We start from the raw sequence: 12,914 nt of genomic DNA on the forward strand, positions 1-12,914 counted from the left end.
TGATCGGCTGAAGCGACGGTTCGCGGCTTGCCGCAGGATGCGCCGATTCGCGGCGCAAAATCATGACGAGCCGCAGGGCCGACCGCGCCCCCACCCAACGTGGCGACGCGAGCCCCGCAGGCCGTGCCCGCGGCGATCGGCCAGCGAGCGTCAGGCTGCCTCGGCCCGTTCTTCCTCTTCCGCTTCGAGCATCGCCTTGACGATCAGGTAGACGGCCGGCAGGTCGTCGTCGTCGCGGCGCCAGTCGACCGGCTCCTCGACGTCCGCGGCGACCAGCCGGCTGTCGCGCAGCCGGATGAACGCGTCGACGACGGTCGGATCGTTGCGGTTCAGGAACCCGGGATTCGAGAACGCCAGCTCTTCGACGTTCAGCAGCGCCTGCCAGCTCATCGTGCGGACTGCCGCCGGATGCGTGCGGCGGCGCAGGCCGAGCGCTCGCTGCGCGGGGCCGCCGACGACACGCTGCAGATCGACGACCGCCCGCTGCGCGGCGCGCTCGAAGTGGACGGGATTGAAGCCGGGTTGCTCGGGATCGAATGCGGATGACTGGAACATGGTCGCCTCACTAAAGACCGTCTCGGGATGACGGAATTCGGGTCAAATGACGCAGAAACACTGTAAATATATACAGTGATTGGTGGACTTTCAAGCCCCCGATGACAGTAAATGTCAGCCGCGTCGCGACCGGCGTGTCAGACCGCCGCCGCGATCGTCTCCCGCAGCCACCGATGCGCGGGATCGCGATGCACGCGCTCGTGCCACAGCATCGACATTTCATAGCCGGGCACCTCGACCGGCGCATCCACCACGCGCAGCGCGGGCACGTTGCGCACCAGCCGCTCGGGCAGCATCGCGACGAGATCGGTGCTCGCGACGGCCGACATCACGAACAGGAAGTGCGGCACCGACAGCACGACGCGCCGTGTGCCCCCCATCTTCGCGAGTACTTTGTCCGTCACGCCGAAGAAGCCGCCGCCGTCGGGCGACACGATCACGTGCTCGAGCGTGCCGAATTGCGCGAGCGTGGGGCGCCGCTTCAGCTTCGGGTGGTCGGCGCGGCCGATCAGCACGTAACGCTCGACGAACAGCGGCAGGCGCCGCATGCCGGGCGGCGACGCTTCGGTCATGTGGAAGGCCAGGTCGATGCCATTTCGTTCGGTATCCTGCTCGATACGCGGCGGCACGAGCTCGAGGACAGCCAGCCGCGTGCCGGGCGCGGTCGAACGCAGCGTGCGCAGCGCGGGCAGCACGATCGTCGATTCGCCGTAGTCGGTCGCGGCCACGCGCCACGTGTTCGTCGCGGTCGCGGGATCGAACGGCGTGGCCGGGATCACCGCGCGCTCGACGGCTTCGAGCGCGTCGCGCAACGGCTCGCGCAGCGCTTCCGCGCGCGCGGTCGGACGCATCCCGCGCGGCCCCGGCAGCAGCAGCGGATCGCCGAATACGTCGCGCAGTTTCTGCAACTGAACGCTGACCGACGGCTGCGACATGTTCAGCTTCTCGGCCGCGCGCGTGACGTTGTGCTCGGCGAGCAGCACGTCCAGCGTGACGAGCAGGTTCAGATCGAGCCTTCTGAGATTATTCATGGCTATAGCTGGAATATCAGGAATTCATTTCAAATATACCGTCGAAGGCGGCATCCTGCAGTCATTCAATCCACGGAGTGACGAACATGAATGTGCTGATCGTGTATGCCCATCCGGAACCGCGTTCGCTGAACGGCGCGCTGCGCGACTTCGCGGTCGCGCATCTTGAAGCGGCCGGCCATGCGGTGCAGGTGAGCGACCTGTATGCGATGAACTGGAAGGCGACCCTGGATGCGCACGACATGACCGATCGCGCGCCCGACGATCGCTTCGATCCGGCGCTCGATTCGAAGCGCGCGTTCGAGGCGGGCACGCAGCGCGACGACATCGCGCGCGAACAGGACAAGCTGAAGTGGGCCGATGCGGTGATCCTGCAGTTTCCGCTGTGGTGGTTCTCGACGCCAGCGATCATGAAGGGCTGGTTCGAGCGCGTGTATGCATACGGCTTTGCGTACGGTGTCGGCGAGCATTCCGATACGCACTGGGGCGACCGCTACGGCGAAGGGATGTTGGCCGGCAAGCGGGCGATGATCGTCGTCACGACGGGCGGGTGGGAGCCGCACTACAGCCCGCGCGGCATCAACGGGCCGATCGACGACTTGCTGTTTCCGATTCAGCACGGGGTGCTGTATTACCCGGGGTTCGACGTGCTGCCGCCGTTCGTGATCTACCGGACGGGCAAGATGAACGGCGCGCGCTTCGACGAAACGTGTTCAGCACTGGGCCAGCGTCTCGACGATCTGTGGACCACGCCGCCTATTCCGTTCCGCCGGCAGAACGCGGGCGATTACGAGATTCCGGCGCTGACGTTGAAGGATGAGATCGCGCCGGGGAAGGTGGGGTTTGGCGTGCATTTGATGCACGAAGGCTGATCTTGCGCGGTCATGATCGATCGACGCGGCGCTCGACGTGCAGGCGGCCCGGCGGCTCGAAGTAGGTGCCGAAGCGCACGAGCCCGGCGTTCTTCAGGTGGCAGGTCATCTCGAAGCTGACGAGGATGCCGGGATCGCGGTTGTCGATGATCGCGACGTCGATCGCGCGAATGCGCGGCTCGTACTTCAACAGCGTCGCCTCTATTTGCTGCTTGAGCAAGTGCGCCGATGCGGGCAATGCCTTGTAGATGTTCGTGAGGTCGGGCAGGCCATAGTCCGGCAGGTGCTTGAGCGCGCCGGCCCGCGTATTGAGGATACGGCGCACGTTCTGCTGCACGCTCAGGCATTCGAGCGTCCGGTCGTCGTAGGCGCCGATCGGCTCGCCGCCGATCTGACCGAGCAGCATGTCGTAGAGGGAGGGGCCGGCGGTCATCGGGGGTTCGGCTTCGGTTGCTCGATGCGCGCATCGATCGTGGCCGGCGCATCGACGAAATCGATCGTCAACGCACCTTCAACGCCGGTCGACAGCACGATGTGTCGCGGCGTGACACCCGTTGCCATCCGGGCAAGCAGTTCGCGGGACACGACGGGCAGCACGCGCTGGTTCAGGAACGCATCGACGCCGCGTGCGCCGGATTCCCGCGACACGCAGTGCTGCGCGATCGATTCGATCAGATCGTCGTCGCATGTGAGCGTGACGGCGTGTTGCCGATGCAGGCGTTCGGCAATCTTGTCCAGTTTGATCCGCACGATCGATGCAAGCGCCGCGGCATCGAGCGGCCGATAGACGAGCGTCTGGAAGCGTGCGAGCAGCGCCGGCTGAAAATGCGCGACCAGCTGCGGATGAATGGCTTCGCGCAAAGCGACCTGCGTGATCGACGCGTTTTCGGCCGTCGCGTCATCGATCTGCGTACTGCCGAGATTGGACGTCATCACGATCACGCAGTTGCGGAAATCGATCTCGCGCCCTTCGCCGTCGCGCATCGTGCCGCGGTCGAACACCTGATAGAAAATATCGAGCACGTCGCGATGCGCCTTCTCCACTTCGTCCAGCAGCACGACGCTGTACGGACGCTGGCGCACGGCTTCGGTCAGCACGCCGCCGCGTCCGTAACCGACATAGCCGGGTGGCGAACCCTTGAGCTGCGATACCGTGTGCGCTTCCTGGTACTCCGACAGATTGATCGTCGTCAGCGCCGCGGTGCCACCGAAGAGCACGTCGGCGAGCGCGAGCGCCGTCTCGGTCTTGCCGACACCGGACGGCCCGGCGAGCAGGAATACGCCGAGCGGCGCGTGCTCGCTTTTCAGGCCGGCCTTGGCGGTGCGCAGGCTCTCAGCCAATGCGCCGATCGCATCGTCCTGTCCGACCACGCGCGTCGCGAGCGTCGACTCGAGCGCCAGCAGGCTTCGCAGTTCGTCCTCGACGAGATTGCCGACCGGCACGCCCGTCCATTCGGCGACGACGCGCGCGATCGATTGCGCATCGACGTCGGGGGAGATCATCGGCGACTTTCCTTGAGCGTTCGCCAGCGCGTCGATCGCCTTGATCACGTCAGCAGGATCAGGCGCGGGGTCGGCCGCACCACGAAGCGTGCGCACTGCATCGGCGAGTTCGCGCTCGCGTGCGTATTGACCGAGCAGCGTGTCGGCGGTGTCGCGCATCGCGTCGTGCTCCGTATCGATCGCGGCACGTCGCTCCGCGATGCCGGCGATGCCCGCGCGGGCGTCCGCATCGAGCGCCGCGCGTTCCAGCTCGAGCGCCGCCAGCGCGGCATGCGCGTGTTGCAGTTCCGGCGGCGGTACGTCGAGTGCCATCCGCACGCGCGCGGCTGCCGTATCGATCAGATCCACGGCCTTGTCCGGCAACTGGCGCGCCGGAATGTAGCGGCGCGACAGGCGGACGGCCGCGACGATCGCCTCGTCGCGGATGTGAACCTCGTGATGGGCCGCATAGCGGCCGGCGAGCCCGCGCAGCATCAGGCACGCGGCTTCGTCGTCCGGCTCGTCGACCTTGACGACCTGGAAGCGCCGTTCGAGCGCCGCATCGCGTTCGAAGTATTGCTTGTATTCGGCCCACGTGGTGGCCGCGATCGTGCGCAACTCGCCGCGTGCGAGCGCCGGCTTGAGCAGGTTGGCGGCATCGGCGCCGCCTGCCGCGTTACCGGCACCGATCAACGTGTGCGCCTCGTCGATGAACAGCAGGATCGGTGTCGTCGAAGCGCGCACCTCGTCGATCACGTTCTTCAGCCGTTGTTCGAATTCGCCCTTTACACCGGCGCCGGCCTGCAGCAAGCCGAGATCGAGCGTCAGGATGCGCGTGCCGCGGATCGTTTCCGGCACGCCGCCGTCGATCACGCGCAAGGCGAGCCCTTCGACAAGCGCGGTCTTGCCGACGCCCGGCTCGCCAACCAGGATCGGATTGTTCTTGCGGCGGCGCGCGAGCACGTCGATCATCTGCCGGATTTCGCGGTCGCGTCCGAACACGGGGTCGATCTCGCCGCGACGCGCCTTTTCGGTGATGTCGAGGGTGAAGCGCGCGAGTGCGTCGTGCTCGATCGCGCGCGTGGGGGCGCGTTGCGCCGCGGACGCCGACGTCGGCGTTCCGGTTGCGCGCAGGTCGCCGGCCGAGTCGGCTTCGGGTACCGATACGGGGTGGTCAACCGCGTTTTCGCACGAGCGCCGCCCGAGCCGGGGCAGCACGCGACGAATCTGCGCGCTGGAGACGGACAGCAGCGGCCACGCACGCTGGGTGCGCAGCACATGAGGGGCGTCGACGATCGCTTGCAGCAGATGCCCGGAACGAATCGAATCGTCGGGATCGTCGGCGGTCGCATGCGCCCACGCATCCTCCAGCACTGTGGCGAGTTGCCGCGACAGCGCCGGCATGCCGCGCAACGTGCGTGGCATGCGCTCGATCACGTCGATCATCGCATCCCACACGGCGTCGATGTCGAGGTCGTAGTGGCGCAGCAGCGCGGGAATGTCGCCGTCGTCGGCTTCGATCAGCTTCAGCACCCAGTGCTCGACCGCGATTTCGTCCGCGAGCCGGGTCTGGCACAGATTCGCCGCGGCTTCGAGTGCGCGCGTGCAGTGAGGATTGAGGCGGCGAATGAGATGGGAAGCGTCCCGGAGCGGCGGCGTCATGTCGGTATCTGATCAGGAAGGGAAGAGGGCGGGCGCCCTGAGGAGCGGAATCCCGCCGCGCAAGCGCGACGGATTCCGCCAGCCGGTCAGTCCATCAGGAACGTTCGTTCCAGGTGTCCTTGTGGATGATGTTGCCGTCCTTGTACGACCACGTGATCGTCTCGTAACGCAGTTCCACATCTTCGAGATGGTTGTGCTTCTCGTAGTCGGGGTTCTTGATGTCGAGCATCTTCGGCTTCACCGCGACGATCTTCACGTTGTCGAGCTTGGTGTTGAAGTATTCCTTTTCCTTGCCCGCGTCGTCGATTCGATACCACTTGATCTCGACCGACTTCAGCGTCTGGCCGCTCGTCACGGCCTTGTACAGGTACGGCGTCGACGCGTCGGTCTCCTTCGTCAGCGTGATCGGCTTGTGCACGCGCGTGCCGGTCAGCTTGCCCGTATTGCCGTCGGTCGGGATGTGCACGCCATGATCGAACGCGACCAATTCGACGCTACCCTCGCGATCCTGGACGGTTACCGAACCCTTGATGTCCGCGCCACCGTCGTCCTTGAGCCACATGTAGGCCGGAATTGCCATTTGTTCACTCCTTCTTCTTCGTACTGCGAATCGCCGGAACCGGATTCCGGCGCTGATAACCCCGGGGCGACTGCCCCGGGAACCCAAACGCGTGTTACCTCGCGGCGCCGGTCGGGACGGCAGGCACCGGTGTATCGGGCACGAGCGTGATCTCGACCCGACGATTCTTCGCCCGCCCTTCCGGCGTGGCGTTGTCCGCGACCGGCCGCGTATCGCCGTAGCCCTGGATCGCGAACCGTGTCGGCGGGATGCCCGATGCTTCGACGAGCCAGTCGCGCACGGCCGACGCGCGATCGATCGACAGCTTCAGATTGCGATCGGGCCGACCCTGATCGTCCGCGTAGCCGGCGACGAGCACGCGTTTGCCCGGATGGGCCTTGATCAGTTCGAGCGCATCGACCATCGCGCGCGTGGTGCCCGTTCGGAGCGTTGCCTTGCCGCTGTCGAACAGCGACATGCTGTCCAGCGTGACGACGGCGGGCGGCGGCGGGGGCGGTTCGTACGACGCGATTGCGTCGTTGAGGACGGGCAGCAGCGGTGCAGCGTGATAGGTGCCGAACGACAGCCGGAGCGGCACGCCGACCCGTGCGTACCGGTCGAGCTGATCGCGATCCGACGCAAGGACACCGAGCGCGTCGCGTTTGGCCGCGTCGTGCGTGGCGGGGATTCGGTTGTAGTGTTGAAGGTGATCGCCGATGCGGGTCATCAACGCATCGTTGTTCTTTGCGGCTGCGCAGATGGCGGCGATTGCGGCGCAGGCGACGATCGCGACGACGTGCGCGGCGGCGGTGATGCGCGGCGACCGCCACGTGTGGCGCGGCATCGCGTCGATCAACGGTTGCGGCAATGGCCACGGCGTCGGTGACGCAGGCAGTGCGGCCGGGGCGATACCTGTCAGGCTGCGGACTTCACGTTCCCACGGTTTGCCGGGGCCGCTCGCGGGGCCATGGTCGATCCAGCCAGCGCCGAACAACGGCCAGGGCGATGCGGGCTGGCGTCGATCGGTCAGCGTGTCGAACACGACGCGTCGGGTCCATCCGATCATCGATGCGACGCCGGCGGCGCGCGCCGCGACCGCCGGACTTCCGTCGGCATGGAGCGCATCCGACTCGGCTGCGTCGATCGCGGCGTCGAAGCGATGCGTGTCGACGATTGCCGATCCGGTCGACATGCCATACCACCGGGCAGCCGATTCGACGGCGGGCAACGTCGTCGCGGGATTTGCGTTCGAGAGCCGCTGATAGACGGCGACATAGCCCGGCAGCGACGTGCCGAGCATGCGGGACGCATCGGCCACGGCTTGCCGGATCACGCGCAGCGACTGCGACAGCGTGTCGGCGTTCGCATGAAGGCCCGGCGCGACCGCCAGCACGACACAATCCGGCGCATGACCGTCCCGCCACTGGCGGACCGCGACCGCAAGCCGTGGAAGATCCTGAGGGCGGTCGGCTCGCAACCAGATCGCGCCGTCGCCGACATGCACGAAACGCGACATGGCCGTATCGCGATCGAACATGGCGGACAGACCGTCGCCGGTGACGAGCGCGAGCGGCATTCTCGTGCGCAGCGTGACGGGCAGGTCGGCGGTCGCCGCGCCCAGTTGTGCAATCACCTGAACGTTTTGTTCGCGGGCGCGTGTCAATCCGCGCGAATGCAGCCAGACAACCAGCGCGGAAAGCGCGACGACGATCACTACGCATCCCCACATGACGCCGCGCTCGACAGGTACAACCCACCCGACGACGGCCAGTGCCAGTGCCGCGGACAGCGTCACGATCGTGCGGAGCGGATAGCCCAGGCCCGACAACGCCGCGCGTGCCGCATTGGAATCGGCGCGGGTTGCCGCCGTGGGGAGCGTGGTGCCCGAACTCACGGCCGTTTCGCTTGCTGGACGAGTTGGGCCAGTTCGGCATCGAGGATCCGATCCCACGCGAACCAGACGAGTACCGCGATGACGCATGCCGCGCCCGCGACCACCCAAGGCGACACATGCCTGAGCCGGTCGAGCAGTCGCGTGTTGGAGCGATCGGTGACGAATCCCGGGCGGACCGCCGGCCGCAATTGATCGATCTGCGCCACCAGCGCGGCGATCAGTGCCCGACGTTTCGCCTCCCCGTCATGGGCGCCCGCGGACGGCCCCGAGCGAGCGGCATACCGGCCACGGAATCCCAGGCCGAGAACGGCCGCATAGCACTCGAGCAGGTCGACGTTCGGCGCGGGTTCGCGCATCCGGTAGTCGAGTCGCTCGTAGATGCGCGTGCCTGCATCGTGCGTGCCGAAGCGCTCGACCTGCAGCGGCGTGGATTCCCACTTCGCCTTGGCCGAAGCCGGCAGGTGCCGCAGTGCGGCTTCGTCGATCAGCCCGCACTGGGCGACGATCGCGTCGTCCCGTACGTCCGCGGCGATGCCTTGCGCATCGAGTGCGGCCGCGAACTGCGCGACCAGCAGGCGGCACTGCTCACGCAGGCTTGCGGCATTGTCGACCTGACCGCCGTTCGACAGTTGAGTGACGAGCAATGCGGTATCGCGCAACAGCGCGCGCATCGAGGCTCGATGTGCATGACCGGATGACGGATCGCGCGCAAGCAGCGCGGTTTCGTGACGCATGGAGGCGACGGCATTCATCAGCGCAGCACCGCATAAAGTTCGAGCGACGCGTCGGGAATCGACGCGGGCAGATAGATCTGGCAAGCGCGCGCGGCGAGCATCCGCGCATGCGCGGCGTCGTGCGCGTCGAGCGCGAAATAGTGGTTGTCCAGCCGGACCGGAATCGCGCCCGGCACGCGCTGCACGGCCTTGAGCGGAATGCCTGCCACCGCGGAATTGACGATGTGCTCGACGTCGTCCGGAGCGCCGATCTTGCAGAGGCGCGGAAACTGTTCGACCAGCTCGAACGCCGGCAACGCGGCATTGACGGACAGATACCAGTCCGCGGCGTCTTCGACGATGCGTTCGTCGCGGAACTGACCGACCCAGGTCGTCGGCGTCGTATGCGAAAGCCCGATCGAGACGACGCGCGACGGAATGATCGCGTCGAGCAGATCGCGGATCAGCGATTCGAGCGCCGCGAACACGTCATGGGCGCTCGCGTGGTCGTAGGGCGGAATGTCGGTCAGCGACACGTGCGTCGAGAACGTGATCAGCGAGCCGGCCAGCTGGGCGAGCACCTGGTACAGGCGATCGGTCGGCTGCGCCGGATGCGACGCGAGGAAGCGCAGTTGCGGCCACGCCTGGTGAATGCAATGCAGGAGCCAGAACAGCTGGACGTCCGCGACACCGTACTCGGCCACCTGCTCGATGCGCTCGCTGCGGCGCGCACCGAGGAGCGCGCTTTTGGCGGCGAGGATGTCGGCGATCCGCCGAATGCGCTCGATATGCAGCGTGTGACCGGATAGCGCCAGACAGGGCGGCACGTATCGGCGATCGACCTGGAACTGTCCGCTCGTCGTGCGCGTCAGGCGTGCGATCGCGCATGCCGTGTCGTCGGCATGCGATTCGAAGCCGAACAGCAACCGGACGGCGTGACGCTCGGCGGCAATTTCGGTTTCGGCCGAGCCGTTCAGGTCCGTCACCTTGACGAACTCGCGATACGCGCGACGCGGGCGGGCCAGCGCCGTTTCGTCGAAACGGCAGTTGCTGCCGTTCGCGTCGGGTAGCGCGAGCGCGGCGAGTACGTCGACGGTCTGCGTATCGGCGGGAATTTCGCCGACGAGGTCGCGCGCCGGCGGCAACGCGTCGGCGACGGTCGTATCGACCGGCGTGCCGTCAGGGAATCGCAGTTGCAGCCGTGCGAGCTTCAGGCGGCCGGAGGACAGGGCCTCCTCGTCGATGTCGACGTTCAGCGTTCCCCATGGCGATACGGCGACGGCCGACGCCAGTTGTTGCAGCGCGAACGCGTTCCAGCGCTCCTGCTGCTGGAAATGCTGCTGCGTAAGAATCAGCCCTTCATGCCAGAGCGGTTTGTCGATCCGCATGGTGTGGTCAATACCGATGTAGGAATTATGAGGCGCCGATTCTATACATCGTTTTCTGATTTCGTATACCCCGTTTTATTCGAATTTGTTGTGAAGTGTCTCGAATAAATTGAGATAAGTGGGGTGTTTATTTTGAGATTTATTGGGCATGGGGTGTTTCTTCGGTGTCGGCGGTGTCGAGTGGAGTTTTTATTGAGATTTTGTGCTCCTTGTTTTTTGTGGAAATTTCATGAAAATCAAGTTGTTATGAGATTGTTGTGAATTTGCTTGATAGCCATTTGTGGGCGGAGTGTGAAATTCGGACAATGTGTGCGGAATGCGTCAGAGAATCGGACTGGTCTTATTTGTAAAAAACCTCATGTCGTTAATTTTCAATTTTCCGTGTTTCGGGTTTACTCGCTGACAAAGAGCGTGATATTTTCTGCCGCCTGAGTCGGATATCGGGCCGCGAATATCCGGATGGGCCGTTCGTCGATGCACGTTGCGGGGTTGGCATGGGCGGTACGGACGGCGATGCACCCATGACTTGCGGGTGCGTATCGCGGAGTCTTCAAGCTTCCTGAGATAAGGAGAACGAATTGGATAGCTTTCAGCGAGAGATCCCGAAGAGCCGGGTGTCGATCACGCTCGACCTGCATACGGGTGGAGCGCAGAAGAAGGTCGAGTTGCCACTGAAGCTGCTGGTCGCCGGCGACTTCAGTGCCGGCCGTGAGCAGGCGCCGCTTGCCGAGCGCAAGAAGGTGAACATCGACAAGAACAACTTCGATGCCGTGCTGGCCGACTATGCGCCGGATCTCAGGATCGCCGCGGACAACACACTGGCCGGCGACGGTTCGGAACTGCCCGTCAACCTGTCGTTCCGCTCGATCAAGGATTTCGCGCCCGAGCAGGTCGCGCGCCAGATTCCCGAGCTGCAGGCGCTCCTCGCGATGCGCAATCTGCTGCGCGACCTGAAATCCAACCTGCTCGACAACGGCACGTTCCGTCGCGAGTTCGAGAAGGTGCTGAAGGACGATCGCCTGTCCGCGAAGCTGCGCGGCGAACTCGCGCAGATCGCGACCGCCGCGACGCAGCCGGAAGGGCATGCGTGAACGCCGCTGGGCAAAACGCGCGTTCAGCGCATTCCGCAACATCGTAGCGATTCGATCGCAGACAGGACACGCCATGAAATCCACTGAAACGCAGCACGCCGGCGCGAGCGAGACCGTCGTGCTGGACGCCCCGCACGGGGATATCGACAGCGTCTATGCGTCGCTGTGCAGCAAGATCAACCTGAAGCCCGTCAGCGAAGCGCGCCCGCTCGAGGCGTTCCGCGACAACGACATGCTGTCCGAGGCGTCGGCCGACGAGCGCATCGCGCGCGGGATGGGCGCATTCCTCGAACTCGTCGCGAACGCGAGCCAGCCGGTGGACCGCCTCGACAAGTCGCTGCTCGATTTCCATATCGGCCAGATCGACCGGCAGATCAGCCGCCAGCTCGACGCCGTGATGCATACGCAGGAATTCCAGGCGCTCGAGGCACGCTGGCGCGGCCTGAAGATGCTCGTGAGCCGCACCGATTTCCGCAAGAACGCCCGCATCGAAGTGCTCGACGTGTCGAAGGACGCGCTGCAGCGCGACTTCGAGGATACGCCGGAACTGATCCAGAGCGGCCTGTACCGCCTCACGTACATCGAGGAATACGACACGCCGGGCGGTCAACCGATCAGCGCGATGATCAGCGACTTCGAGTTCGCGAATTCGCCGATGGACGTCGCACTGCTGCGCAACATCTCGAAGGTGGCGGCCGCCGCGCATATGCCGTTCATCGGCTCGGTCGGGCCGGCGTTCTTCGGCAAGCAGTCGATGGAGGAAGTCGCCGCGATCCAGGATATCGGCAACTATTTCGATCGCGCCGAGTACATCAAGTGGAAGAGCTTCCGCGATACCGACGATGCGCGTTACGTCGGCCTGACGATGCCGCGCGTGCTCGGCCGCTTGCCATACGGCAAGGATACGGCGCCGGTGCGCGCGTTCAACTACGAGGAGGCCGTCAAGGGCCCCGACCACGACAAGTACCTGTGGATGAATGCGTCGTTCGCGTTCGCGGCGAACATGGTGCGCAGCTTTGTTAGCAACGGCTGGTGCGTGCAAATCCGCGGGCCGCAGGCGGGCGGCAAGGTCGAGGATCTGCCGGTTCACCTGTACGACCTCGGCACCGGTCACCAGCCGAAGATCCCGACCGAGGTGCTGATCCCTGAAACCCGTGAATTCGAGTTCGCGAATCTCGGCTTCATCCCGCTGTCGTTCTACAAGAACCACGACTTCGCGTGCTTCTTCTCCGCGAACTCGGCGCAGAAGCCCGCGCTGTACGAGACCCGGGAAGCGACCGCGAACAGCCGCATCAACGCACGGCTGCCGTACATCTTCCTGCTGTCGCGCATCGCGCACTACCTGAAGCTGATCCAGCGCGAAAACATCGGCACGACGAAGGATCGCCGTCTGCTCGAACTCGAGCTGAACAACTGGATCAAGGGGCTCGTGACCGAGATGAAGGATCCGGGCGACGAACTGCAGGCGTCGCATCCGCTGCGCGAGGCGAAGGTCACGGTCGAGGACATCGAGGACAACCCGGGCTTCTTCCGGATCAAGCTGTTCATCGTTCCGCACTTCCAGGTCGAAGGGATGGATATCGGGCTGTCGCTCGTGTCGCAGATGCCGAAGTCCAAGAACTGATCTGACGTTAGTCGCAGTGGCGCCGGGGTGGACAGGGGCACCC

At 65.1% G+C, this 12,914-nt stretch carries 11 protein-coding genes; 3 read left to right on the plus strand and 8 right to left on the minus strand.

Going from position 1 to position 12,914, the window contains the following annotated elements; translation table 11 throughout:
• Nucleotides 1–150 precede the first annotated feature (150 nt).
• Nucleotides 151–555, minus strand: a complete 405-nt coding sequence (locus J8I33_RS04800; protein ID WP_050017867.1) for a DUF2471 family protein — start codon at nucleotides 553–555, stop codon at nucleotides 151–153.
• A gap of 137 nt (nucleotides 556–692) precedes the next feature.
• Nucleotides 693–1,586 carry a LysR family transcriptional regulator gene (locus J8I33_RS04805; RefSeq protein ID WP_209933547.1) on the minus strand — a complete coding sequence of 298 codons (894 nt, stop codon included), beginning with the start codon at nucleotides 1,584–1,586 and terminating at the stop codon, nucleotides 693–695.
• A gap of 86 nt (nucleotides 1,587–1,672) precedes the next feature.
• On the opposite strand from J8I33_RS04805, the gene J8I33_RS04810 reads away from it, so the two are divergent.
• Nucleotides 1,673–2,458, plus strand: a complete 786-nt coding sequence (locus tag J8I33_RS04810; protein WP_209933554.1) for an NAD(P)H-dependent oxidoreductase — start codon at nucleotides 1,673–1,675, stop codon at nucleotides 2,456–2,458.
• A gap of 10 nt (nucleotides 2,459–2,468) precedes the next feature.
• Here the strand turns inward: J8I33_RS04810 and tssE are convergent, their stop codons facing one another.
• The 6 genes from tssE to tssK form a co-directional block, all read right to left on the minus strand.
• Entirely contained in the window at nucleotides 2,469–2,891 is a 423-nt protein-coding gene (gene tssE / locus J8I33_RS04815) for a type VI secretion system baseplate subunit TssE (RefSeq protein WP_209933563.1), read from the minus strand.
• Nucleotides 2,888–5,602, minus strand: coding sequence for a type VI secretion system ATPase TssH (gene tssH, locus J8I33_RS04820; RefSeq protein WP_209933572.1), 2,715 nt, complete (start codon nucleotides 5,600–5,602; stop codon nucleotides 2,888–2,890). Before tssH ends, tssE begins: the two co-directional genes overlap by 4 nt.
• 94 nt (nucleotides 5,603–5,696) lie before the next feature.
• Nucleotides 5,697–6,182: an Hcp family type VI secretion system effector gene (locus J8I33_RS04825; RefSeq protein WP_006750272.1), complete on the minus strand. Its 486-nt coding sequence runs from the start codon at nucleotides 6,180–6,182 to the stop codon at nucleotides 5,697–5,699.
• 94 nt (nucleotides 6,183–6,276) lie between these two features.
• Nucleotides 6,277–8,055, minus strand: a complete 1,779-nt coding sequence (locus tag J8I33_RS04830) for an OmpA family protein (RefSeq protein WP_209933579.1) — start codon at nucleotides 8,053–8,055, stop codon at nucleotides 6,277–6,279.
• Nucleotides 8,052–8,726 carry a DotU family type IV/VI secretion system protein gene (locus J8I33_RS04835; protein WP_209924712.1) on the minus strand — a complete coding sequence of 225 codons (675 nt, stop codon included), beginning with the start codon at nucleotides 8,724–8,726 and terminating at the stop codon, nucleotides 8,052–8,054. The genes J8I33_RS04830 and J8I33_RS04835 overlap by 4 nt, the downstream gene beginning before the upstream one ends.
• An 80-nt stretch (nucleotides 8,727–8,806) precedes the next feature.
• Complete coding sequence (gene tssK, locus J8I33_RS04840) at nucleotides 8,807–10,156, minus strand: type VI secretion system baseplate subunit TssK (RefSeq protein WP_209924713.1); 1,350 nt, start codon at nucleotides 10,154–10,156, stop codon at nucleotides 8,807–8,809.
• Between the two features lie 578 nt (nucleotides 10,157–10,734).
• Here tssK and tssB point away from each other — a divergent pair.
• Together tssB and tssC are read left to right on the plus strand one after the other, a co-directional pair.
• Complete coding sequence (gene tssB / locus J8I33_RS04845) at nucleotides 10,735–11,247, plus strand: type VI secretion system contractile sheath small subunit (RefSeq protein WP_006750268.1); 513 nt, start codon at nucleotides 10,735–10,737, stop codon at nucleotides 11,245–11,247.
• Nucleotides 11,248–11,320: 73 nt separating this feature from the next.
• Nucleotides 11,321–12,871 (plus strand): type VI secretion system contractile sheath large subunit, encoded by a 1,551-nt coding sequence (tssC, locus tag J8I33_RS04850; protein WP_006750267.1) that lies wholly within the window; start codon nucleotides 11,321–11,323, stop codon nucleotides 12,869–12,871.
• Nucleotides 12,872–12,914 lie beyond the last annotated feature (43 nt).

It is taken from the genome of Burkholderia sp. AcTa6-5 (genome assembly GCF_017815075.1).
Lineage (GTDB): Bacteria > Pseudomonadota > Gammaproteobacteria > Burkholderiales > Burkholderiaceae > Burkholderia > Burkholderia sola.

What these genes read in the sequence shown, in the direction of transcription:
- tssE (WP_209933563.1), bottom strand. Translation starts at nt 2,891, where the DNA reads ATGACCGCCGGCCCCTCCCTCTACGACATGCTGCTCGGTCAGATCGGC.
- J8I33_RS04835 (WP_209924712.1), bottom strand. Translation starts at nt 8,726, where the DNA reads ATGCGCGCGCTGTTGCGCGATACCGCATTGCTCGTCACTCAACTGTCG.
- J8I33_RS04825 (WP_006750272.1), bottom strand. Translation starts at nt 6,182, where the DNA reads ATGGCAATTCCGGCCTACATGTGGCTCAAGGACGACGGTGGCGCGGAC.
- J8I33_RS04810 (WP_209933554.1), top strand. Translation starts at nt 1,673, where the DNA reads ATGAATGTGCTGATCGTGTATGCCCATCCGGAACCGCGTTCGCTGAAC.
- tssK (WP_209924713.1), bottom strand. Translation starts at nt 10,156, where the DNA reads ATGCGGATCGACAAACCGCTCTGGCATGAAGGGCTGATTCTTACGCAG.
- J8I33_RS04805 (WP_209933547.1), bottom strand. Translation starts at nt 1,586, where the DNA reads ATGAATAATCTCAGAAGGCTCGATCTGAACCTGCTCGTCACGCTGGAC.
- tssC (WP_006750267.1), top strand. Translation starts at nt 11,321, where the DNA reads ATGAAATCCACTGAAACGCAGCACGCCGGCGCGAGCGAGACCGTCGTG.
- J8I33_RS04800 (WP_050017867.1), bottom strand. Translation starts at nt 555, where the DNA reads ATGTTCCAGTCATCCGCATTCGATCCCGAGCAACCCGGCTTCAATCCC.
- tssH (WP_209933572.1), bottom strand. Translation starts at nt 5,602, where the DNA reads ATGACGCCGCCGCTCCGGGACGCTTCCCATCTCATTCGCCGCCTCAAT.